Annotated in this window: 18 protein-coding genes and 3 tRNA genes; 13 read left to right on the plus strand and 8 right to left on the minus strand. The window is 70.9% G+C overall.

What is annotated here, in order from left to right; all coding sequences use genetic code 11:
- Positions 1–21 precede the first annotated feature (21 nt).
- Together Vau01_RS14945 and Vau01_RS14950 are read left to right on the plus strand one after the other, a co-directional pair.
- The gene (locus Vau01_RS14945) at positions 22–1,311 is read left to right on the plus strand and encodes a vanadium-dependent haloperoxidase (RefSeq protein WP_203992398.1); all 1,290 of its coding nucleotides are present in this window, start codon (positions 22–24) and stop codon (positions 1,309–1,311) included.
- A gap of 120 nt (positions 1,312–1,431) precedes the next feature.
- Positions 1,432–1,917 (plus strand): hypothetical protein, encoded by a 486-nt coding sequence (locus tag Vau01_RS14950; protein ID WP_203992401.1) that lies wholly within the window; start codon positions 1,432–1,434, stop codon positions 1,915–1,917.
- Positions 1,918–1,937: 20 nt separating this feature from the next.
- On the opposite strand, the gene Vau01_RS14955 is transcribed toward Vau01_RS14950, so the two are convergent.
- Entirely contained in the window at positions 1,938–2,831 is an 894-nt protein-coding gene (locus Vau01_RS14955) for a serine hydrolase (protein ID WP_203992404.1), read from the minus strand.
- Between the two features lie 116 nt (positions 2,832–2,947).
- Between Vau01_RS14955 and Vau01_RS14960 the strand changes: the two genes are divergently transcribed.
- Complete coding sequence (locus tag Vau01_RS14960) at positions 2,948–3,343, plus strand: nuclear transport factor 2 family protein (protein ID WP_203992407.1); 396 nt, start codon at positions 2,948–2,950, stop codon at positions 3,341–3,343.
- On the opposite strand, the gene Vau01_RS14965 is transcribed toward Vau01_RS14960, so the two are convergent.
- The gene (locus tag Vau01_RS14965; RefSeq protein WP_203992410.1) at positions 3,340–4,257 is read right to left on the minus strand and encodes a DMT family transporter; all 918 of its coding nucleotides are present in this window, start codon (positions 4,255–4,257) and stop codon (positions 3,340–3,342) included. The two genes, Vau01_RS14960 and Vau01_RS14965, sit on opposite strands and share 4 nt — an antisense overlap.
- 55 nt (positions 4,258–4,312) lie before the next feature.
- Here Vau01_RS14965 and Vau01_RS14970 point away from each other — a divergent pair, with 55 nt between their 5' ends.
- The 6 genes from Vau01_RS14970 to Vau01_RS14995 all read left to right on the plus strand — a co-directional run bounded on the left by Vau01_RS14970 (position 4,313) and on the right by Vau01_RS14995 (position 6,825).
- Entirely contained in the window at positions 4,313–4,864 is a 552-nt protein-coding gene (locus Vau01_RS14970; RefSeq protein ID WP_203992413.1) for a TetR/AcrR family transcriptional regulator, read from the plus strand.
- 7 nt (positions 4,865–4,871) lie between these two features.
- Positions 4,872–5,261: a VOC family protein gene (locus tag Vau01_RS14975; RefSeq protein WP_203992416.1), complete on the plus strand. Its 390-nt coding sequence runs from the start codon at positions 4,872–4,874 to the stop codon at positions 5,259–5,261.
- 98 nt (positions 5,262–5,359) lie between these two features.
- Complete coding sequence (locus Vau01_RS14980) at positions 5,360–6,415, plus strand: CapA family protein (RefSeq protein ID WP_239151592.1); 1,056 nt, start codon at positions 5,360–5,362, stop codon at positions 6,413–6,415.
- Positions 6,416–6,567: 152 nt separating this feature from the next.
- Positions 6,568–6,640, plus strand: a tRNA-Gly gene (locus tag Vau01_RS14985).
- 14 nt (positions 6,641–6,654) lie between these two features.
- Positions 6,655–6,725: transfer RNA gene (locus tag Vau01_RS14990), tRNA-Cys, on the plus strand.
- A gap of 25 nt (positions 6,726–6,750) precedes the next feature.
- A tRNA-Val gene (locus tag Vau01_RS14995) sits at positions 6,751–6,825 on the plus strand.
- Between the two features lie 216 nt (positions 6,826–7,041).
- Here the strand turns inward: Vau01_RS14995 and Vau01_RS15000 are convergent.
- The 4 genes from Vau01_RS15000 to Vau01_RS15015 all read right to left on the minus strand — a co-directional run bounded on the left by Vau01_RS15000 (position 7,042) and on the right by Vau01_RS15015 (position 10,502).
- Positions 7,042–7,953: a hypothetical protein gene (locus Vau01_RS15000; protein ID WP_239151593.1), complete on the minus strand. Its 912-nt coding sequence runs from the start codon at positions 7,951–7,953 to the stop codon at positions 7,042–7,044.
- A 131-nt stretch (positions 7,954–8,084) separates the two neighbouring features.
- Entirely contained in the window at positions 8,085–8,687 is a 603-nt protein-coding gene (locus Vau01_RS15005) for a hypothetical protein (protein ID WP_203992422.1), read from the minus strand.
- Between the two features lie 3 nt (positions 8,688–8,690).
- Positions 8,691–9,533, minus strand: a complete 843-nt coding sequence (locus Vau01_RS15010) for a lipase family protein (protein ID WP_203992425.1) — start codon at positions 9,531–9,533, stop codon at positions 8,691–8,693.
- 3 nt (positions 9,534–9,536) lie between these two features.
- On the minus strand, positions 9,537–10,502 hold the full coding sequence (locus Vau01_RS15015) for a trypsin-like serine peptidase (protein ID WP_203992427.1): 966 nt from the start codon (positions 10,500–10,502) through the stop codon (positions 9,537–9,539).
- A gap of 216 nt (positions 10,503–10,718) precedes the next feature.
- Here Vau01_RS15015 and Vau01_RS15020 point away from each other — a divergent pair, with 216 nt between their 5' ends.
- The 4 genes from Vau01_RS15020 to Vau01_RS15035 are packed head-to-tail and all read left to right on the plus strand — an operon-like array spanning position 10,719 to position 16,975.
- Entirely contained in the window at positions 10,719–14,096 is a 3,378-nt protein-coding gene (locus tag Vau01_RS15020; RefSeq protein WP_203992429.1) for a LodA/GoxA family CTQ-dependent oxidase, read from the plus strand.
- A 2-nt stretch (positions 14,097–14,098) separates the two neighbouring features.
- The gene (locus Vau01_RS15025; RefSeq protein ID WP_203992431.1) at positions 14,099–15,190 is read left to right on the plus strand and encodes an NAD(P)/FAD-dependent oxidoreductase; all 1,092 of its coding nucleotides are present in this window, start codon (positions 14,099–14,101) and stop codon (positions 15,188–15,190) included.
- 43 nt (positions 15,191–15,233) lie between these two features.
- Positions 15,234–16,076, plus strand: coding sequence for an IPT/TIG domain-containing protein (locus Vau01_RS15030; protein ID WP_203992433.1), 843 nt, complete (start codon positions 15,234–15,236; stop codon positions 16,074–16,076).
- Entirely contained in the window at positions 16,073–16,975 is a 903-nt protein-coding gene (locus Vau01_RS15035) for a hypothetical protein (protein WP_203992435.1), read from the plus strand. The genes Vau01_RS15030 and Vau01_RS15035 overlap by 4 nt, the downstream gene beginning before the upstream one ends.
- A gap of 21 nt (positions 16,976–16,996) precedes the next feature.
- Here the strand turns inward: Vau01_RS15035 and Vau01_RS15040 are convergent, their stop codons facing one another.
- Both Vau01_RS15040 and Vau01_RS15045 read right to left on the minus strand, forming a co-directional pair.
- Complete coding sequence (locus tag Vau01_RS15040; protein ID WP_203992436.1) at positions 16,997–18,949, minus strand: sensor histidine kinase; 1,953 nt, start codon at positions 18,947–18,949, stop codon at positions 16,997–16,999.
- Complete coding sequence (locus Vau01_RS15045; RefSeq protein WP_239151594.1) at positions 18,946–19,425, minus strand: D-alanyl-D-alanine carboxypeptidase family protein; 480 nt, start codon at positions 19,423–19,425, stop codon at positions 18,946–18,948. The genes Vau01_RS15040 and Vau01_RS15045 overlap by 4 nt, the downstream gene beginning before the upstream one ends.
- Positions 19,426–19,478: the final 53 nt, after the last annotated feature.

Below are 19,478 nucleotides of genomic sequence, written 5' to 3' on the forward strand. Positions count from 1 at the left end.
CAACGCCGGGAGGCGGTTCAGATGAGGAAGCTCGTGATCGTGGCCGTTCTCGCCCTGCTGGGTACCGGAGCCGCCGCCCCGGTGCGGGCGGGATCCACCCGGCCCGACGTCGACGCGGTGCGGGGCTGGAACGGGCTGGCGCTGGACGCGGTGCGCACCACGCGGGCCACCGACGCCGACGCCGCCCGGCTCTACGCGATGCTCAACGTCGCCGTGTACGACGCCGTGAACGGCGTCGCCGGCAGCCGGCCGGCCCGGGCGCACGCGCTGGTGCCGGGGCCGGGGCCACGGGACGCCGACCCGCAGGCGGCCGCGGTGACCGCGGCACACGCGGTGCTCGTCCACCTCGATCCGGCCAGGACCACCGACTACGACGCGCGTCGCGACGCCGATCTCGCGGCCCTGCGCGGCGGCCCGGCCGTCGCGCGCGGAGCCGCGTGGGGCCGGCACGTCGGCGCCGGGGTGATCGCCGCACGGACCGGTGACGGCTCGACGCCCGTGGAGAGCCAGCCGGCCGGCACCGGACCCGGCGTGTTCCGGGCCGCGTGGTCGGGCACGCAGTACCGCGCCGTGCGGCCGTTCGCGGTCGCCGACGCCGGCCGGTACGTGCCCGGGCCGCCGCCGGCGTTGACCGGCGTGCCCTACGCGGCGGCGTTCGCGGAGGTGGCGGTGCTCGGCTCGGCCGCGCTGCCGGATCCGGAACTGCTTGCCACGTACCAGTTCTGGTCGTTGCCGGCCGGATCGAGCCAGCCGCCCGGTGAGTGGCTGCGGATCGGGCTGGACGTGGCCGGCGCACGGCACCTGCCGCTGGCCGACCAGGCCCGGCTCACCGCGCTGCTGACGATGGCGCTCGCCGACACTACGGTCGCGACCGTCACCACGAAGTACACCTACCGGCACTGGCGACCGACGACGGCGATCCGCGAGGCCGACACCGACGGCAACCCGGTGACGACCGCCGATCCCCTGTGGAGCGCCCGCGCCGGTTCGGTCGGTGGCACGCCGGAGTACGTGTCGGGTCACAGCTCCTACAGCGCGGCCGGAGCCGCGACGCTCGCCGGCTTCTTCTGCGCCGACGCGATCCCGTTCAGCCACGCCACCGACTCCGCGCCGGGCGGCACGCCGCGCGACTACGCGGGGTTCGCGGCGGCCGCCACCGAGGCGGGCCGGTCGCGGGTGTACGGCGGGCAGCACTTCGAGTTCAGCAACCAGGCGGGTCTGGCGCTGGGCCGCGGGGTGGCCGGTGAGGTGCTGGCGACCCGGTTGCTGGTCCGTTCCGGGCCGACGCACGTCGGCGCCTGCCCGCGCTGAACGGCGTCAATTCTCGGTAACGGGTCCCAGCACGCGGGCCGAATCAGTCGGTGTTCAGTGGGTGTTCAGTGCCACCGGTCACGCTTCCGGCAATTTCACCCCGCCGAAGGGAGCTTGCCGATGAAAACGAGTTGGTGGCGCCGGATCGCCGCCCTCGGGTGCGTCGTGCTCGGAACGACCGCCCTCGCCGCCACACCGGCACAGGCCACGTTGAGCCCGGCCAGTCCGATCAGCATCCAGTTGTCGGGCCGGGACTCCAGCAACAACACCGTGCTGGTCGGCAGCGCGGTCGGCTCGCTGGCGTTCGACGACAGCAACACGTGGTACCGGTTGTCGGTGACGGTGTGCCGGCAGGGCAGCTACTCGTTCCCCAACTTCCGGGTGCTGGTCAACGGCGCCAACCAGTACCTGTACGTGAACGAGAACAACGCGCGGCCGCAGGTGTGCGCGGGATACCCCGGTTACCCGGCGAACGGCACCCTCGACGGTGACTTCTCGTACGGCGGGACCATCTACACCATCACGATCTGCCTGCAGGGCGTGCTGTTCACCAATCCGGTGAAGTTTCCGGAGCGCTGTTTCACGTACGACAACCCGTTCAGCTGAGAGGTAGTCAGGGGCCGTGCTCATCCGCCGACCGTTTCGCGGACGAGCGCGGCAACCTGCTCCACGGTGCGGATGCCCGACGCGTACGCGGAATGGCCGCGGGAGAGGACGACGACGAGCAGATCGCTGTCGGCGTCGGTGATGCGGCCCAGGCTGTTGAGGATCCAGCCGCCGGAGACGGGGTACCAGCCGTTCTTCACCGCGGTCCGCTCGCCCGCGTGCGCCGCGGCCGACACCCCCCAGTCCTGGTCGGCGACGACGGCCGACATGAGGTCGAGAACGTAGCTCCCGCCGGGCACGGCGCCGGCCGGGTCGGCCAGCTGGGCCAGCAACCGGAGCTGGTCCTCGGCCGTGGTCGTCGTCTCGCCCCAGTCGCCGTCGGAGCCCTGCCGGGTCGAGGTGAGGCCGAACGTCGACAGGGTCGCGGAGATGCCGCCGGTGCGGCGCCACAACGCCGACGCGGCGTCGTTGTCGCTGTTCCTGATCATCGTGGCGGCGAGCGACTTCTCGGCGCTCGTGAGGGACCGGCCGGCGCGGTTCGCCTGCAGCAGCAACGTCGCCAGGATGTCGACCTTGACGATGCTCGCCGTGCGGAACTGTTTCGTGGCGGCGTAGCTGTAGGCGCGGCCGGTGCGGCGGTCCAGAACCGCGACGGCGAGGTCGACGGATCCGCCGTCGAGCTGGGCGAGCCGGGCGGTCAGGGCCGCCTCCCGCTGCTGCTGCTCCAACTCCTGCCGAACGGCCTCCCGCGCCCGCGCCACCGGCTCGCCGATCCAGCGCGGCGCCGCGATCTCCACTGTGGACACCGGCGTGCGCAGCGCCCGCGCCGGCACCGGCGGCGCCACCGAACCGACGAGCCCCGCCATCGCGGCGGCCCCGGCGACCACCGACATCAGCAGACGCGGCATCATCATCCGCCGGATGTTCCGCGCACAGCCACAGAGGAGCCTGTGGCCGTGCTCGGTGCCGTCTTCGAAAAGCCTGTGGTTGGCCTGTCAGCCTTTATTCAGGACTTATGTAGGGTGCGGTCGTGGACGGGACAGTGGATGGGACGACCGAGACGCGGCGCATCGCGACGGAGTACGTGGAACGGTTGGAGCGCCGGGACTGGCCGGGCGTCACCGAACTGCTCGACGAGAACGTCGTGTACGACATGCCGCAGACCCGGGAGCTGATCCGGGGCCGGGCGGCGTTCATGCGGTTCAACACCGAGTACCCCGGCGACTGGCACCTCGTGGTGCGGCGCGTGGTCGCCGACGGGCGGTTCGCGGCCCTGTGGCTCGACACCCGCGTGGGCGACGAGCGCCAGGACGCCTGCGTGTGGCTCGAGCTGTCGGAGGACGGGCGCATCACCCGCGTCACCGATTACTGGCCCGACCCGTATGAGCCTCCGCAGGGCCGCGAACACCTGGCCGAGCGTTATTAGCCGAACTGCACCAGCAGGCAGCCCGCCACGAGCAGGCCGAGGCCGCCCAGCCGGGTGACCGTGAGCGGACGGCGCGGGAGCCGGAACAGCCCGTAGTGGTCGATCAGCGCCGAGGCGAGCTGCTGCCCGGTCACCGTGAGGGCGATCGTCGTGGCGGCGCCGATGCGCGGGATCAACAGGAACGTCGCGGTGACGTACGCGGCCGCGCAGGCGCCGCCGAGCCAGCCCCACCACGGCACCGTGCCGAGCGCGCCGACGCGCGGCCGCGCCGTCCCCTTGAGGGCCAGCAGCACGAGCAGCACCACGACGATCGTCAGCGTCGCGACGGCGAAACTGACCAGCCCGACGGCCAACGGCTCGCCGAGGTCCGCCCGCAGCCGCGCGTTGATCGCGCCCTGCACCGGTAGCGCCGCGCCGGCCACCAGGCCGAGGCCGAGCCAGCCCGCCCGGGCCATCGGAATCCCGCCGGCCCGCTGGCCCACGACGATCGTGGAGATCCCGGCGAGCACGGCGACCGCACCGGCGACCGTGGCCGCCGTCAGCGGCCGGCGCGGCACGTCGAGCAGGCCGCCGCCGTCGAGCGCGAGCGACGCGAAGACCTGCCCGGTGACGAACAGCCCCACCGACAGCACCGCGCCCACGCGCGGGAACAGCAGGATGCCGCTGGTGATGTAGAGCGGGCTGGCCAGTCCGCCGACGAGATGCCACCACGTGGCGTCGGGCAGCGCGCCGAGCGCCCCGAGCGCGCCGGCGGTCAGCGCGAGCAGGGCGAGGATCGTGGTGGCGACCATCAGTTGCGCCGTCGACGCGCCGTACGGCGTGCCGAGGGCGGTGCCGAGCTGGATGTTCACCGACGCCTGCACGGCGAGCAGGCAGCCGATCACGAGCGCGGCGGAGAGGAGCGCGACGGACATTCTTCAACCCCTAAGTGGACAACATGTCCACTTAGCCTACATCTAGATTGTCGGGATGGAACGGGCCGACGCCGCGCGCAACCGCACCCGCGTGCTCGACGCGGCCGCCCGCCTGTTCGCGGAGAAGGGCGCCGAGAGCACCACGATGGACGACATCGCCAAGGCCGCCGGAGTGGGCCGGGCGACGCTCTACCGCCGCTACCCCGACCGGGCCTCGATCGCCGTCGCGCTCCTCGACGAGCACGAACGCGCCCTCCAGGAACGGATGATCCGGGGCGACCCGCCGCTCGGTCCCGGCGCTCCCCCGGCCGACCGCCTGGCCGCCTTCTACGCGGCGATGGTCGACCTGCTGGAGACGCACGGACACCTCGCCCTGGCCACGGAGGTCGGGAGTTCCCGGTACGCGACCGGCGCGTACGGCTTCTGGCGCACCCACGTGCGGGCGCTGGCCCACCAGGCTGGCGCACCCGATCCGGACGCCCTCACCGACGTCCTCCTGGCACCGCTGGCCCCCGACCTGTACCGGTACCAGCGGGAGAAACTGGGCCACGATCCCGCCCGCATCGGCGCGATACTCGGTGAACTGGCGCGGGCCGTCCTGCCATGATGCCGAAATGACCTCGTTCATCTCGCACACCACCGTGAACGCCCTCGACGCGTACACCCAGTCCCGCTGGTGGCAGCGGGTGCTCGACTACGTCGAGGACCCCGACGACCCGAACGAGCCCGGCCACGAGGAGTGCCTGATCAGCTCCCGGGACGGGCGGCACCACGTCCTCTTCATCGAGGTCCCGGACAAGAAGCAGCTCCGCAACCGCGTCCACTTCGACCTGCGCCCGGTCGAGGGCTCGCGGGACGACGAACTCGCCCGCCTGCTCGGGCTGGGCGCCACGCAGGTCGAGGACCTGCGCAACCCCGACGGAACCGGCTGGGTGGTGCTGGCCGACCCGGAGGGCAACGAGTTCTGCATCCTGCGGAGCCGGGGCGAGGCAGGCCTGGGCTGACGCCGCTACGGTGGAGCCGTGACCGAGCACTTGTGCGAGGGAACCATCAAGCAGAGCCCGCCCGGTCAGGGCGGCTCACCACGAAGTGGGGAGCCGGCATGACCCGGTTGGCGGCGCTGGTGCTGGTCGCCGTGCTGTGTGCGTCCGGTTGCTCTGTCACGCGTCCCCCGAAGCCGGAACCGGCGCGATCAGCGCCACCACCCTCCACGCCGCCGTCCTCCGCCCCGCCGCCGCAGCCTTTCACGTTGGCCGTCGCCGGCGATGTCCACTTCACCGGGCGCACGGCCCCGCTGCTGCGCGACCCGGCGACCGCGTTCGGTCCGATCGCGCCGGTGCTGCAGGGCGCCGACCTGGCGCTGCTCAACCTGGAGACCGCCGTGACCGAACGCGGCACGCCGGAGCCCAAGGAGTTCCACTTCCGCGCGCCCGCGACCGCCTACGCCGCCGTGCGGGCCGCCGGCGTCGACGCCGTGTCGCTGGCGAACAACCACGTGCTCGACTACGGACAGGTCGGGCTGGCCGACACGCTGGACGCCGCCGCGCAGTCCGGAATGCCGGTGTTCGGCGCGGGCCGCAACGCGTCCGCGGCTTTTGCGCCGTGGCTCACGACGGTGCGCGGAACGCGCCTGGCGATCCTGGGCTTCAGCCAGATCACCACGCTCGCGGAGACGTGGGGCGCCCGCGACGACCGCCCGGGCGTCGCCCTGTCCTTCGACCTCGCCCGCGTCCGTGCCGCGGTGGCGGCCGCCCGTGCGGCAGCCGATGTCGTGATCGCGTTCAACCACTGGGGACCCGAGGGCGACGACTGCCCCAGCCAACGCCAGAAGGACTTCCTGGCGGTGCTGGTCCAGTCGGGTGTCGACATCGTGCTGGGCGCGCACGCCCACGTGCTGCAGGGCGTCGGCTGGTCGGGACGCACGTTCGTGTCCTACGGAATGGGAAACTTCGTGTGGTACGGCACGTCGCGGTCCACCGAGACCGGTGTCCTGATGCTGACGGTGCGCGGCCGCGACGTGACCGGGTGGGAGCTGGTGCCGGCGGTGGTGTCGGCGTCCGGGCAGCCGGTTCAATTGACGGGGGCGGCGGCGGAGCGGGTGAAGAACCGGTTCGCCGGGTTGCGCGGATGCGCGGGGCTGGCGGCGGGTCCGGGTTGATCCTTCCCCGTCGCGGCCTTGTTTGCGTGCCGGGTTCGCGGGGTTCGAGGCGTTTCGTGGCGATCCGACGCGCCAAAGGGGTAACCGGTTTGGCATGGGGTGGAGGGCTAGGCTAGAGTTTCCATCCGTCACCGGGTGTACCGGATGGCAATGCGGACGTAGCGCAGTTGGTAGCGCATCACCTTGCCAAGGTGAGGGTCGCGGGTTCGAGTCCCGTCGTCCGCTCGGAGGCCAGCCTCGGTGGAGTGGCCGAGAGGCGAGGCAACGGCCTGCAAAGCCGTGTACACGGGTTCAAATCCCGTCTCCACCTCGAACCCGTCACAAGCGGGTGCTTCGGGCGATTGGCGCAGTGGGAGCGCGCTTCCTTGACACGGAAGAGGTCACTGGTTCAAACCCAGTATCGCCCACCAGCAGAAATAGGGCCGTTCCCGGTGTCGGGAACGGCCTTAAATCGTCTCGGAGGTCAACCAGGGGGTCTTTGGGGTCGCGGTGAGCCCCCTCGGGCACGCTGAACATCCGGTTCATGATCCCGGCACCGGCTCGGCCAGCCGCATCACCGGCACGCGACAGTCGCGCATCCGAGACGGCATCAGCGTCCGGACGTGTACCCCGAGGGTTCATCACGGCTATGTCTGGAAGGGGTCCCAGTGGGCCGTGTAGCGCAGTAGCGAGCGCGCGAGGTCGGGGTGTGCGGCGGCCCATCGGGTGTCGAAGAGGAACCACTGGTCGAATCCGAAGAAGTCATCGATGTGCCGGGCGACCTGGGCGATGTGCGTGTCCACACGCACCAGCGACCTGGTGGGCGGGTGCGGGCGGCTCCCGTCGTGCTCCGGCGTGTTGCTGATGCCGGCGGGCGACGGGTGATAGCCGGGAAGGCGGGCGTAGCGGTGGAGCGCCGGGGTGAGGTCATCATCGCCGGGCGTGATCAGGTCGCGGAGCAGGCGGAGCTCATGGGGCCAGCCGTCGACGTCGGAGGTGTCGACACCGCCCAGGTGGGCGGCGAGATCCGGCAGGGTCAGGCCGGGAAGGGCGACAGCACCGGCCAGGTCCAGATTCCGGTAGGTGTCGGGTGCGTCCCAGCCGAGCCGGACCGAGAAGACGCAATCCGGACCGGCCGCCCCCAGCTGTACTGTCCGCACCGGCACACCGTGGCTGAACGACGCGCCAGCCGCGGCGGCGTTGCCGGGCAGCGGCCAGGTGTCGTGGACCAGGAAGGCCAGCCGGTCGGGCAGGTCGACCACGGCGCCGTCGTCGATGAAGTAGTAGGCCAGGTCGACCTCGTCGTCATCGGTACGCACACGCAGGCCGCGCTCGCCGAGCCGGATGTAGTCGGCCTTGTCATCGGCCTCGACATACAGATGTTCGTGCAGCAGGTCGCGGAGGTCGTCGATGGTGTGCGGCCGGGGCAGGTTCCGCTTGCGCACCGCGTCAAAGATCGAGTCCAGGCCGTAGACGTTGCCACCCAACTCACGGTCGACCCACTCGTATGGATCGGTGTCATGGGCGTGGTCCCAGCCGTGGCGGAACCAGTCGAGCACCGTCAATCCTGGCCTCGTCACCACCCGTTTGCTGAACGGCGATTCATACCGCCACCGACACACGAAGTACACGGGCTGACTCTAGGCGAGCGGCCCTCCACAACCAGCCGACCCGAGCAACCCGATGCGGTTCAGCCGGGTTTGCGGTCCACCCTGACGATGAGGTCGCCCAGCCGGAACTGGTACGCCGCCTGGGGGTTTCCGGTCGGCGTGGTGACCGGTCCCGGCTCCGCGAGGACCATGGGGCTACCCGGGGCGGGCAGGCGGGCAGTCGCGTGGAGGAACGCGGCCGTGACCACGCCCCGGGCGGCCTGTCGCGCCGCCGACGCGTGGCCGCGGGCCCGCAGGTCCCCGCTGACGAACAGGGCCAGGGCGATCGCGGTGGCGGAGAAGACGACCGCGCCGCCGGCGATCAACGCCACGGTCACCGCCTCACCGACGTCGCCGATGAAGGTCGTGAAGAAGCCGGTGACGACCGGGATCGCACCGGCCAGGCCGCCCACGGCCGCGATCCACTTCGACCACCAGCGCGTGACGGCCGTGGCGCCCGACTTGATCACCTGCATCGACGGCGGCGTCTTGTCGTTCCATCCGCCGGCGGCCGCCGTGGCCCGTTCGCTCTCCTCGCCCAGCAGCGCGAGCCCCTGAAGCAGTTCGTCGAGTCCCACCGTCGGTCGGGTCAGATGCGCCGGTCGCGCCCACTGGAGGTCGTTGACGCTTCCCTTCTCCGCCACCGGTCAGCTCCTCAGAGCGGCCGCGCCGATGACCCGCGCGACCCGGGCGTGGCCGAGGTACCGCTCGATGGAGTGCGGTGCGTCCGAGTTCTCCACCTCGATCTCCTCCAGGGGCTCCTTCCAGGTCGGGCGCAGCGGATGGCCGAGCGCGACGACGTCGTTGACGTCCCAACAGGTCAGCCACGGTATCCCGGGGTTGACCGTGCCCTTGGTGAGCAGGTTGCGCTGCACGGAGTCCAGGCCGAGCGGGGAGCCGGCGGTGACCCACAACCGGGTGCGCTCCCGCAACCGCTGGTCGCTGAGCAGGTCACGGGCGACGACGGTGCCGAGGCTGTGCGACACCAGCACGATCGGGACGGTGTCGGGAATCGCGGCCTTGACGGCGGCCAGCACCGGGTCGCGGGCCTGGGTGAGGTACACGGCGACGTCTCTCAGATGCGCCTTGATGATCTCCTGGTCGAGGCGGGTCCGGCGGGCGAGAATCTCCAGCGTCCTGCGGACGGCCTTGGCGGAGAGCAGGTCCGAGAGGCGCTCCTCGTCGACGCGACCCGTGGCCGCCACCATCTCGGTCAGCATTTCGTTCTCGACCGCGGTGGTGTCGTCGGGCAGGTCGGGGTGTAGCGGCAGCGATTCCAGGTCGACCTCCTCGCCGCGGCGAGCCAGTTCGGCGGTGATCCGGTAGAGCAGGTCGCCGTAGAACGGGAACACTGACCGCACCCCGTCGATCGGTGGTTCGCCGGCTCTGGCCAGGCCGGCGGCGAGGCCGGCCAGCCAGTTGCGCTCCAGCTTGACCGGGTCCTTACCTTCCTGGCCGCGTCCGTGCACGAACACGATGGTCGCGCTCATCGTTCACTCCTCACCGAGTGCGTCGTCGATCAATTGGCGTGCCGCGTCCGCGAGCTCCGCCTCCCTGAGCCGGCGCACGATCCGGCTCACCCGTGCGCCTTCGTTCGCGGTGTACGCCTTGGTTTCCTCGCCCATGTCCGGCGTCCAGCGGGCCCCGTTCACGTCGAGATCGGCACCGCTCTCATCCCGCATGGGAACGCCGCCGTGGTGCAGCGCGACCATTTCCCACTGGTCGTTGAAGACGGGCGCACCCGACGATCCGCGACGGGCGTCGCTGCGATAGCGCAGCCACAGATCGTCCTCGGCGACCATCTGGTTCTCCCGGATGCTGATCCGCTTGCGGTCACCGCCCGGATGGTGGATGACGTTGAGGAACTCGGCTCTGACGGCCTTGCCGGTGCGGCCGATCAGCGGCACCGTCGCGTACGCCTCGCCGGGCGGGGCACCGTCCAGATCGGCGACGGCGACGACGGTGAAGTCGAGTTCCACATCCGTGCAGAAGAAGCGTTCCGGTACGAAAGCGCAGTACCGGGGTTGGGACTCCGTGCCATCGTCGGCGAACTCGTAGCCGAACTGCACACCCATCGCCGACGCGTCGTCCGCCGACCAGATCACGTGATTGTTCGTGATGAACAGGCTCGGCCCGATCAGGGCTCCGGTGCCCACCGCCAGACTGGGATGGGCCCGGGACGGGGCGGTGACGACGCGGCCGACGGCCCGGGCGGCGGCCAGCCCGCAGGACAGGAAACTCACCCAGAGGGAGTCGTCCTTGTTCACGATGCCGTCGAGGTCGAGACCGCGACGCATCAGTCGCTGCCGGCGATTGCCGAGTTCGGAGCTGGAATTCGCAGCGGCCAGGTCGCCGCTGGCCGTCGCCTTTGCCGTGTCGTCCAGTTGATGCGCGCTGTTTCGCCAGCGTTCGAGAATCTCCTTCGAACGTCTGGTTTCGCCTTCGGTGTCGGTTCCCATGGCGAGTCCTCCCTGCGGGGCACGGGGTTGCACCTGGAAAGGGTCCGCGGAAGACGCCCAACGGACCTGGACGAGCGTCGGATCACGGACACGCCCATTCACCCGGCAGGAGGACCGACCCGGCCGACGCGCCGGTGACGGTGTATTTCCACGGTATCGCGGTGGCTCACAACTGGTGCGTGCCCGCGCTGCGGGAACCGATGAAGGAGGCAGTTCGTGGCAACCGTCTACAAGATTCATCCGGCCATCGGCATCGCCCGGGTCGGCAACAGCCCCGACGACTTCTTCGTCGGCCCGGAGCGCATCGGCCAGCCGCCCGAGCCGCCCGGCGGATTCAAGGACGACCAGTGTCGCGTCAAGCGCCAGGCCGCACGATTCCGGGTGTTCGCCCACAATGACGACGGCACGGTCGACGAGATCACCGATGCCGAGGCCGAGATCACGTGGACGGTCAACCTCGCCAACACGAAGGCGGCCAACCCCGGGCGGGGCAACAGCGAAGACCCTGCCAAGCTGGCGATCGAGCCCGGTGCGCGCACCCTGAACGGCCCGAATGAGCGGCAGAAGTTCGACACCGGCACGATCGACTTCGACAACGCGCCGCTCACAACGGTGCCGCTCGGCGAGATCCGCAGCACGCCGGAGAACTACCTCGTCGTGCTCGGCGGCTCCGGCACGTCCGCCTCGCCCGGCGGAACCGCGCTTGACGGCTACTTCTGGGCCAGCGACGACTGGTACGACGACGTGTCCGACGGTCCGGTGACAGCGACCGTGAAACTGCGCTCCGACAACTCCACCCCGGCGGTTGTCGGGGCATGGGTGATCGTGGCGCCGCCGAACTTCGCACCCGACCAGAACAGCGTCATCACGATGTACGACCGTGTCTTCCAGGCGATGGTCGACGCCGGCATGATCCCCGCGCCGACCACCACCTCGTACACACACGACGTCTATCCGATCCTGCAACGCGCCCGCGACACGAATTCGGTCGACCGCACGTTCGGCTCGCACACGTGGACCGACCCGGTCACCTCCGATCCATTGCGCAACGCCATCTTCAACAAGCTCGCCGATCCCGCCGGGGGCGGCGGCAACATGCCGTCGCTCAACAACTCCGGCACCAACGACAACCGGCTCACACTCACGCAGTACGCGCACATGGAACGCTGGAAGAACGACAACTACGCCAACGACTGGACGGGCGTCCCGCCGCCGCAGGCCGACATCACACCCGACGGCCTCGACCGGGCCGCGCTCCAGGCGTGTGTCGGCGGCGCGTTCCTACCGGGCATCGAGACCGGCGGCCTACCCGGCACCCCTCCCCTGGTGAACCGGCCGATCATCGACCCGTCGAAGTACGCCGAACCGTTCCGGCTCGACCACTCGGCGCTGGACCCCGGAGCCCTCACCTACGTCATGGCGTTGCCGTGGCAGAACGACTTCTTCCAGTGCGCCGACAACTGGTGGCCGGTGCCGCGCCCGAACTACGTCACGCGGGGCGGCGTCGCCCAGCAGAGCTTCATCAGTGGCGTTGTCAACAGTGGACAGTCCATGGTGGACAACTGGCACAAGCTCGGCTTCGTGGTACGCCAGGGCACGGATCTGATCGAGGTCGACCGGTGCGACCTCGCGGGCGTCAACCTGCTCACGCCGTTGCTGAATTTCCAGCACGTGCCGCAGGGCCCGATGGGCATGGTTCGCGAGACGGCACTGGCCATCACGTTCGAGGTGAGTTCGCCGTCGTCGGCGCTGACGTTGGAGTACGCGCCGGGCGGGGCACCGAACCATCCGCAACTGGTGCCGTTCAACGCCTCGGTCACGGTCGGCCCGACCGCCAACGCCGTCGCCACCGCGCGTTTGTGGGTCATCTACCGCACGAGCAACCCCGGCGACGAGTTGCCCCCACAAACGGTCACCGTGCAGGAGGCCGGCGGTACCCGCACGTGGACGGTCACCATCATCGGCGACACGGTGGCCCGCAGGACCGCCGCCGCGGCCCTGGTGCTCGACCGGTCGACCAGCATGGCCGAGGACCGGGGCGACGGCCAGAGCAAGCACGCCTCGCTGCAACAGGCGGCGAACACGTTCGTCGACGTGATGCTCGAAGGCGACGGCGTCGGTGTCGTGCGGTTCAACCAGGACGCGCAGGTCCTGAAGTCGGTGCTACCACTGGGCGCGGGCGGACTGTCCGACATCAACCGCAGCGCCATCAAGGACATCATCAACGGCAACGGCCTCGACCCCAACGGCCTGACCTCGATCGGCGACGGCATCTTCGAAGGCCGTGGGATTCTCAACGCCACCACGACGCCGTTCGACGTGAAGTCGCTGGTGGTGCTGACCGACGGCGTCGAAACCAGCCTGCGGTCCATCGCCGACGTGGCCGGCGACATCAACGAGTTCACCTACGCGGTGGGCCTCGGCCAGCCGCAGAACATCAGCGTCCCGGCGTTGCAGACCATCTCCGGCAACAACGGCGGCTACCTGCTGGTGACCGGCGCGATCGGCACCGACAACCGGTTCCTGTTGCAGAAGTACTTCCTGCAGATCCTCGCCGGCATCAGCAACGCCGAGATCGTGCTCGACCCCGACGGCCACCTGGTCCCGGGACGCGTGGAGCGCGTGCCGTTCCAGTTGACCGCCGGTGACGCGGGCGTCGACGTGATCCTGTTGACGCCCAACACGGATATCGTCGACTTCCGCGTGGAGACGCCGAGTGGTCAGCTCATCGAGCCGTGGCGGGCGCAGTCCGAGCCGGGGATGCGGTTCGTGCGCTCCGACGGGGTGAGCTACTACCGGATCGCGCTGCCGTTCGAGTTCATGGCGGACCGGTTCGACGCGGGCGGCACCTGGCAGGCGTTGCTCACCGTCGGCCGGCCCCGGATCGAACGCAGCGACAGCCGCGACGGCACCGACCCGTCGATCCGCCACCGCCAACCGGTGGCGGCGCAACCGCCGCGCATCGTGACCGCGCCCTCCCGCTTCGCCCGTGCCCAGCGGGCGAGCATCCTCGCGGCCGAGCAGCCGTCGCTCGCCGGCGGCCCGATCGGCGAGCACGGCTTCCGGACGGTGCCGTACAGCGTCGTCGTGCACGCCTACTCGAACCTCACCATGGAAGCGCAGGCCGAACAGCACAGCTTCGTGCCGGGGGCGCGGGTGTTCCTGCACGCGACGCTCGCCCGGTCGGGTATCCCGGCGGCCGGCGACGCGCAGGTGTGGGCCGAGGTCACCGCGCCCGGCGGATCCACGTCGACGGTCCCGCTCGCGGAGAGCGAAAGCGGCCGGTTCACCGGGCGGTTCGACACCACTGGCGTCGGGGTGTACCGGATCCGGGTTCGGGCGCGGGGCACCACGCCGGGCGGGGAGGCGTTCGCCCGGGAGAAGACGCTGACCGCGGCGGTGTGGCGGGGCGGCGACCAGACCCCGCCGTCACCGTCCACAGGGGACGGTGCGCACGAGCAACTCTGCAAGTTGCTCACCTGCCTGTTGCGGCGCGACGGCGCGATCACGCCCGAGTTCGAGAAGCGTCTTCGAGCGCTCGGGCTCAACCTGGACGCTGCCCGCAAGTGCCTGGCCGAATTCTGCCGGGGCTAGTCGTGTCCGGTTACGACGTCGCGGTGGTCGGGGCGGGTCCAGCCGGCTCGGCCACCGCCCGCTGGCTCGCCCGCGCGGGCCAGCGGGTCGTCCTGCTGGAACGGTCGCGCTTCGACGCGCCGCGCGTCGGCGAGTCACTCGCCCCGGCCACCAACGGCCTGTTGCGGGAACTGGGTGTGTGGCAGGACTTCACCGCGCTGGCACCGGTGCCCTCGCACGGCACCCGCAGTGTCTGGGGCGGGCCGGTGCCGGCCAGCAACTCGCACCTCGTGAACCCGTACGGCTGCGGCTGGCACGTCGACCGGTTGGCCTTCGACCGGATGCTCGCGTCCGCCGCGGTGTCGGCCGGCGTCGAATTGCGGCTCGGCGTCGCCTGCCGGCGGGTCGAACGCGACGACGCCGGCTGGTCACTGTCCACCGGCGGCGGCCGACTCCGCGCCCGGATCCTGGTGGACGCCACCGGACGCGCCGCCAGCATCGGACGCCGGTTGGGCGGGCGGCGGATCGTGTTCGACCGGCTCGTCGCGATCGCGGCGATGTTCGAGGGGGACGCCGACGGCTACGTCCTCGTCGAGACCGTGCCGGACGGATGGTGGTACTCGGCACCGACCCCGCCCGGACACGCGTTGGCCATGCTGATGACCGACGGCGACCTGTGCCGCCCGGCCGTCGCGCCGGACCGGTGGCAGGCCCTGCTCGCCGGGGCACCCGTCACGGCCGCCCGGCTGGCGGCGACCCGACCACAGTGGGGGCCGCGGGTGTTCCCGGCACCGAGCCAGCGCCTGCACCGCGTGGCGTGCGACGCCCCGTGGCTCGCCGTCGGCGACGCCGCACTCGCCGTCGACCCGATCTCGGGCAGCGGCGTCGTCCGGGCGCTGCGGACCTCACGGGCGGCCGCCGAGGCGGTGCTCGCCATGCTGGACGGCACCGAACCGTCGGCGCTCGCCGCGTACGAAGCCGAACGCGACCGCGAATGCACCACGTACCTGCACGAGCGGGCGCTGTACTACGGCGCGGAACGGCGCTGGGACGCGGCACCGTTCTGGCGCCGGCGGACCAGCGTCCTGCCCTCACGCCCCCTGCTCGTAGGGTGAGACCTCACGTACGAGCGGCGGCCAACCAGCCAAGGCGGCCAACATGTACTCCCGCAAGCAATTCGCGATCATCGTCCTCGTCCTCAGCCTCACCGCCGGTGGATGTACAACCGACGGCGCTTCCGATGCACCGCAGGGCCAGGGTCCTCCCGGGCCGGTCGATCCCACAGCCGCGCCCACGTCGGGAACCACCACAACACCGACGTCGAAGACGACGACGCGAACGCGCAAGTCGTCGGCGCTCGTCGAGTGGATCAAGGAATTCACGCCGACCGGTGGCGGCGGCGGCTACGAGGAGGCGGCCTACATCTGGTTCATGAAGGGCGATTGCGAGACGACCCTGTCCATCGCCCGTAACCGGGACGGTGAACTCGGGACGATGGACGAGGCGCTCCGGACCCTCTACGAAGGCGCGGCCGCCGCCTGCCTGGCCGCCTTTCACCAGCGGCGCGACATGTGGTCCGTCGCGCTCGCCAGGCACGGCAAGGTCGACACGAGCGGGATGTCGTGCTGGCACCGGTCGGTGTACCGGATATTCACGGCGCTGGTCGAGGCGTACCGAGACGATCCGGAGGTCCGATTCAGCAGGACCGGCGGCAGTGGTCGGTCCGAGTGCCCGCAACTGTCCGGCCTGTCTCCGGATCACGGCTCCCGATCGGGCGGCTATCAGGTGGAGGTCGAGGGCAGCAATCTCCCCAGATCCATGAACCTCATCTTCGTCACCGGCGAAGACATCACCGTCTCCGCCAGCACCACGGGCGGGCGCTTGTCGTTCACGATGCCGCGGTACGAAGGATCCGTGACGTCCGTGACCCTGAAGATCGCCGACGCGCCACGGATCGAGGGTGTCTACGCGACCTTCGTGTTCGACGGACGACCGCGGTGAACACCACTACCCGGGCACGTCGGCTGCGTCTCGTCCGCGTTCGGTCGCGCCGGTTCCGGCCGAGGACGGTGCCCGTCCGGGAACCGACCCCGCCGACGCTCGGCCACACCGACAGGCTCGCTGCGATTTCGAGTATCGCCTCGCCGATCGCCGTCGTCACCGCCCTGCTCGTGTACTACGGCTGGGTGCGCATGAACGTTCAGGCGGAGGATCTCGGGTACGACGTCTCCGTCATCGACATGTCGATCCAGGACTATGTCTTGAAGACCGTCAACGTCCTGTACATCCCGCTCGTGCTCGTCTGCGTGCTCGCGCTGGCGATCCACGCCCTGCATCGGTGGATCGTCCGCCGCGACAAGCAGCTGCTCCGCCGGCTCGCCACCGCGTTGAAGTACTCGTTCGTCGGCTGGGTCGGCCTGGCCGTCGCACTGATGGCAGGGGGGATGCCGATGGGCGGGTCGGAGCTGCCGATCGGCATCACGCTCTCGCTCATGTGCGCCCTGTACGGCTCCGTTCTCGTGCCGCCCCAGGACACGAGCCGACGCGTTCGGGTCCTTCTGCTCGCGCTGCTGGCCCTCGTGGCCTTCTGGGATTCCGAGCGCCTGGCGCGCGTCATGGGACACGCGTATGCCGAGTCGATCCTGGCCGACCCGAGCCAGCTGGTGGGCGTGATCGTCCACAGCGAGAAGGACCTGTCGATCGACGGAGTCACCCCCACCAGGATCGACTCGCCGGAAGCCGCATACCACTTCCGGTACGAGGACCTGCACCTGCTGCAGCGCTCCGGTGACCGGTTCCTGGTCGTGACCGACGAGTGGGCGACCGGCCCGCGGCACGTGTACGTTCTCCGCGAGAGCGATTCCGTCCGGATCGACTTCGTTCGTCGGAACGCAGGGTGACCGCCCACGACGCCCTGACGATCAGCTCCGGCGGGGAATCCAGAGCTCGATCTCCGTGCCCTTGCCGGGGCGGCTCCTGATGGTCGTGGTTCCGCCGAGGTCCCGGATCCGGCCGCGGATCGACTGCTCCACCCCGAGGCGTCCGGCGCGGGCCGCTTCGTCGAGCCGCCGGGATTCGAAGCCGACACCGTTGTCGCGGACCGTCACGCGGACGCCGTCACCCTCGTCCTCCAACAGGATCCACGCCCGGGCGCCCGGGCCCGCGTGTTGCCGGACGTTGTCCAGCGCGGCCTGGACCGCCGCGGTGAGCTCGGCCGCGGGACCGGCCGGCAGGATCACCGGGTCGGCCGGTGCGGAGACCTCGATCGCGGGCGACGACAGCCCGGTGAGCGTGGCCCGCAGGTCCGCTTCGGCGGCCGCACCGGGGGTGGTGGTGCGTTCTCCGCTGAGCAGGGTGCGCAGCGCCGCCTCCTGCTCGCCGGCCAGAGCCGCCAGTTGCGCGCCGGACCCGCCCAGTTCCGAGCCCTCCCGCTGAACGAGCGCGAGCACCTGGAGCACACCGTCGTGGATCGGGCGGGCCAGCCGGTCCCGTTCGGCGGCGGCCGCCTCCTGCCGGATCAGCTCGGCCCGTTTGCGGTCGGCCCAGCGCTGGAACAGGACGTGCGCGAGGCCCAGGCCACCGATCGCCGCCGCACCGACCAGCAGCATCGTCGCCGCATTGTCGAGATGGACATACCTGCCGAGCGATTCCACCGCATACGGCTTGCGCTGCTGGGCCACCGGGACCGTCTGCACGCCGGCCGCCACGATCACCGCGGTGATCGGACCGAGGACCGCGGGGACGGCACCGCGCGGGGCGAGCACCGGCGTGGTCGCGCCGACGACCGCGGTCGCGGCCGCCACGCTCAGTCCGAGCATCAGAACCGCCGGGGTGACGCGATGCTGAAAGGCGAGTTTCTCCGGAACGCCGCTCGTCGCGGTGTGTGCGACGAATACGCAGATCGCCGCGCCCACGGTCAGGGTGACCGCGGCCACGGTCCGCCATCTGTTCACGACGGCGGCCGCTCCGATCGCCACCCCCAGGCCGGCGCCGAACCAGCGGGCCGGACCCGCGTCCTCGGCCGCGCGCAGGGCGACGAACATCGGCACGGCGACGGCGATCTGCGTGATCGCCGCGGTCAACGATCCGGCCAACGGCCACAGCCCGATCACGATCGACACGAGGAGCGCGGCGGCCAGCGTCATCCCGCCGGTGATGGCCAGCATCAGTTCCGGGTAGATGAACAGGGTGCCCGGCCAGACGTCCAGCAGATCGGCGAGTTGATCGGGCGGCAGCGTCGCGAACGGCACCGGGGCCAGCGCCACCAGTCCACCCGCGACGACCAGCCGGAACCGCTTCCACTCCCACATCCGCATGTCGCGCGGCCCGATGGCGGCGGGGTCGCCCCGCCACCACCAGACGACCGATGCGACCGCGGCGACACCGGCCACGACGAGCACGACGCGCCAGGTCGACAGCGCCGGCTCGAGATAGGGGCGCCGGAGATCGGGCACGACGTGGCCGAAGAGCCCCGCACCGATGGCCAGCCCCGCCACGGCCGCGCCCGCTCCCGGCGCACCGGTCACCCACAGACTCTGCGCGGCGGCGAGCGTCCCGACGACGAGCAGCGGGAACGCCGCGCGGAACGCGTCGGAGAACCACATCCCCAGCGCGGAGTCCAGCGCCACCGGAACGCACAGCAGCCCACCCGCCGCCAACAGGTACGGCCACCACCGCAGCAGGCAGAGCGCCAGCACGGTCGCCAGGGCCGGGATCAGCGCGGTGAACGGAATAAATTCCATGAAGCGGCTGAATCCGACCACGTAGAGCGGGGGCGAGAATCCCCCGCGCGAGGTGGACTGCACCGCCGCGATGAGCAGACAGCCGCCGACTCCGGCCAGGACCGTCGACCACCGCGCCACCCGTTCGCTCATGCCACTGATACTGATTGATGCGCCGTGCGGATATCGTCCGGGTGGGCCAAGCGGGCCGGGCGGCCGTCCGCGCAGTACTCGAAATGCCACCATTCGTTGTCGTAGCGCCGGTAGAGGCCGTACGTCGCGCCGTGCACCTCCAGCCACCGCGCGCCTTCCGTCGGCCGGACGTCGAGAGCCAGACCCGCGACGTGCCGCGACTCGTGCGGCGGTAGCGCCCGTCGCCGGGCCGCTGCCACGGAGCCGGCGCGTTCGACCGCCGCGGCGAACAGCGCGGCCTGGGTGGCGAAGTCGCGGTGACCGGACGTCAGCCCGAGCAGTTCTCCGTGCCGCCACAGGGCTTCCGCGCGGGCCGCCTCGAACGCCGCGCGTGTCGCGGGCGTGAGACCGGCCAGGTTCTCGGCCGGGAAGCGCAGCGCCAGCGCCCACTGGCAGGCGGTGTGCCGGGCCCGTCCGGGAGTCACGGCCACGGCCACGGGCGCCAGTGCAAATGCGAGCAGACGCGTGACAGCGCGGTAAATCGCGTCAC

This window comes from Virgisporangium aurantiacum (genome assembly GCF_016863635.1).
GTDB classification, from domain to species: domain Bacteria; phylum Actinomycetota; class Actinomycetes; order Mycobacteriales; family Micromonosporaceae; genus Virgisporangium; species Virgisporangium aurantiacum.

Excerpts from the sequence above, each read along its gene's own strand:
- Vau01_RS15015 (WP_203992427.1), bottom strand. The coding sequence starts at position 10,502 with ATGGGAACCGACACCGAAGGCGAAACCAGACGTTCGAAGGAGATTCTC.
- Vau01_RS14980 (WP_239151592.1), top strand. The coding sequence starts at position 5,360 with ATGACCCGGTTGGCGGCGCTGGTGCTGGTCGCCGTGCTGTGTGCGTCC.
- Vau01_RS14955 (WP_203992404.1), bottom strand. The coding sequence starts at position 2,831 with ATGATGATGCCGCGTCTGCTGATGTCGGTGGTCGCCGGGGCCGCCGCG.
- Vau01_RS15040 (WP_203992436.1), bottom strand. The coding sequence starts at position 18,949 with ATGAGCGAACGGGTGGCGCGGTGGTCGACGGTCCTGGCCGGAGTCGGC.
- Vau01_RS14965 (WP_203992410.1), bottom strand. The coding sequence starts at position 4,257 with ATGTCCGTCGCGCTCCTCTCCGCCGCGCTCGTGATCGGCTGCCTGCTC.
- Vau01_RS15030 (WP_203992433.1), top strand. The coding sequence starts at position 15,234 with ATGTACTCCCGCAAGCAATTCGCGATCATCGTCCTCGTCCTCAGCCTC.
- Vau01_RS14950 (WP_203992401.1), top strand. The coding sequence starts at position 1,432 with ATGAAAACGAGTTGGTGGCGCCGGATCGCCGCCCTCGGGTGCGTCGTG.
- Vau01_RS14975 (WP_203992416.1), top strand. The coding sequence starts at position 4,872 with ATGACCTCGTTCATCTCGCACACCACCGTGAACGCCCTCGACGCGTAC.
- Vau01_RS14945 (WP_203992398.1), top strand. The coding sequence starts at position 22 with ATGAGGAAGCTCGTGATCGTGGCCGTTCTCGCCCTGCTGGGTACCGGA.
- Vau01_RS14970 (WP_203992413.1), top strand. The coding sequence starts at position 4,313 with ATGGAACGGGCCGACGCCGCGCGCAACCGCACCCGCGTGCTCGACGCG.
- Vau01_RS15010 (WP_203992425.1), bottom strand. The coding sequence starts at position 9,533 with ATGAGCGCGACCATCGTGTTCGTGCACGGACGCGGCCAGGAAGGTAAG.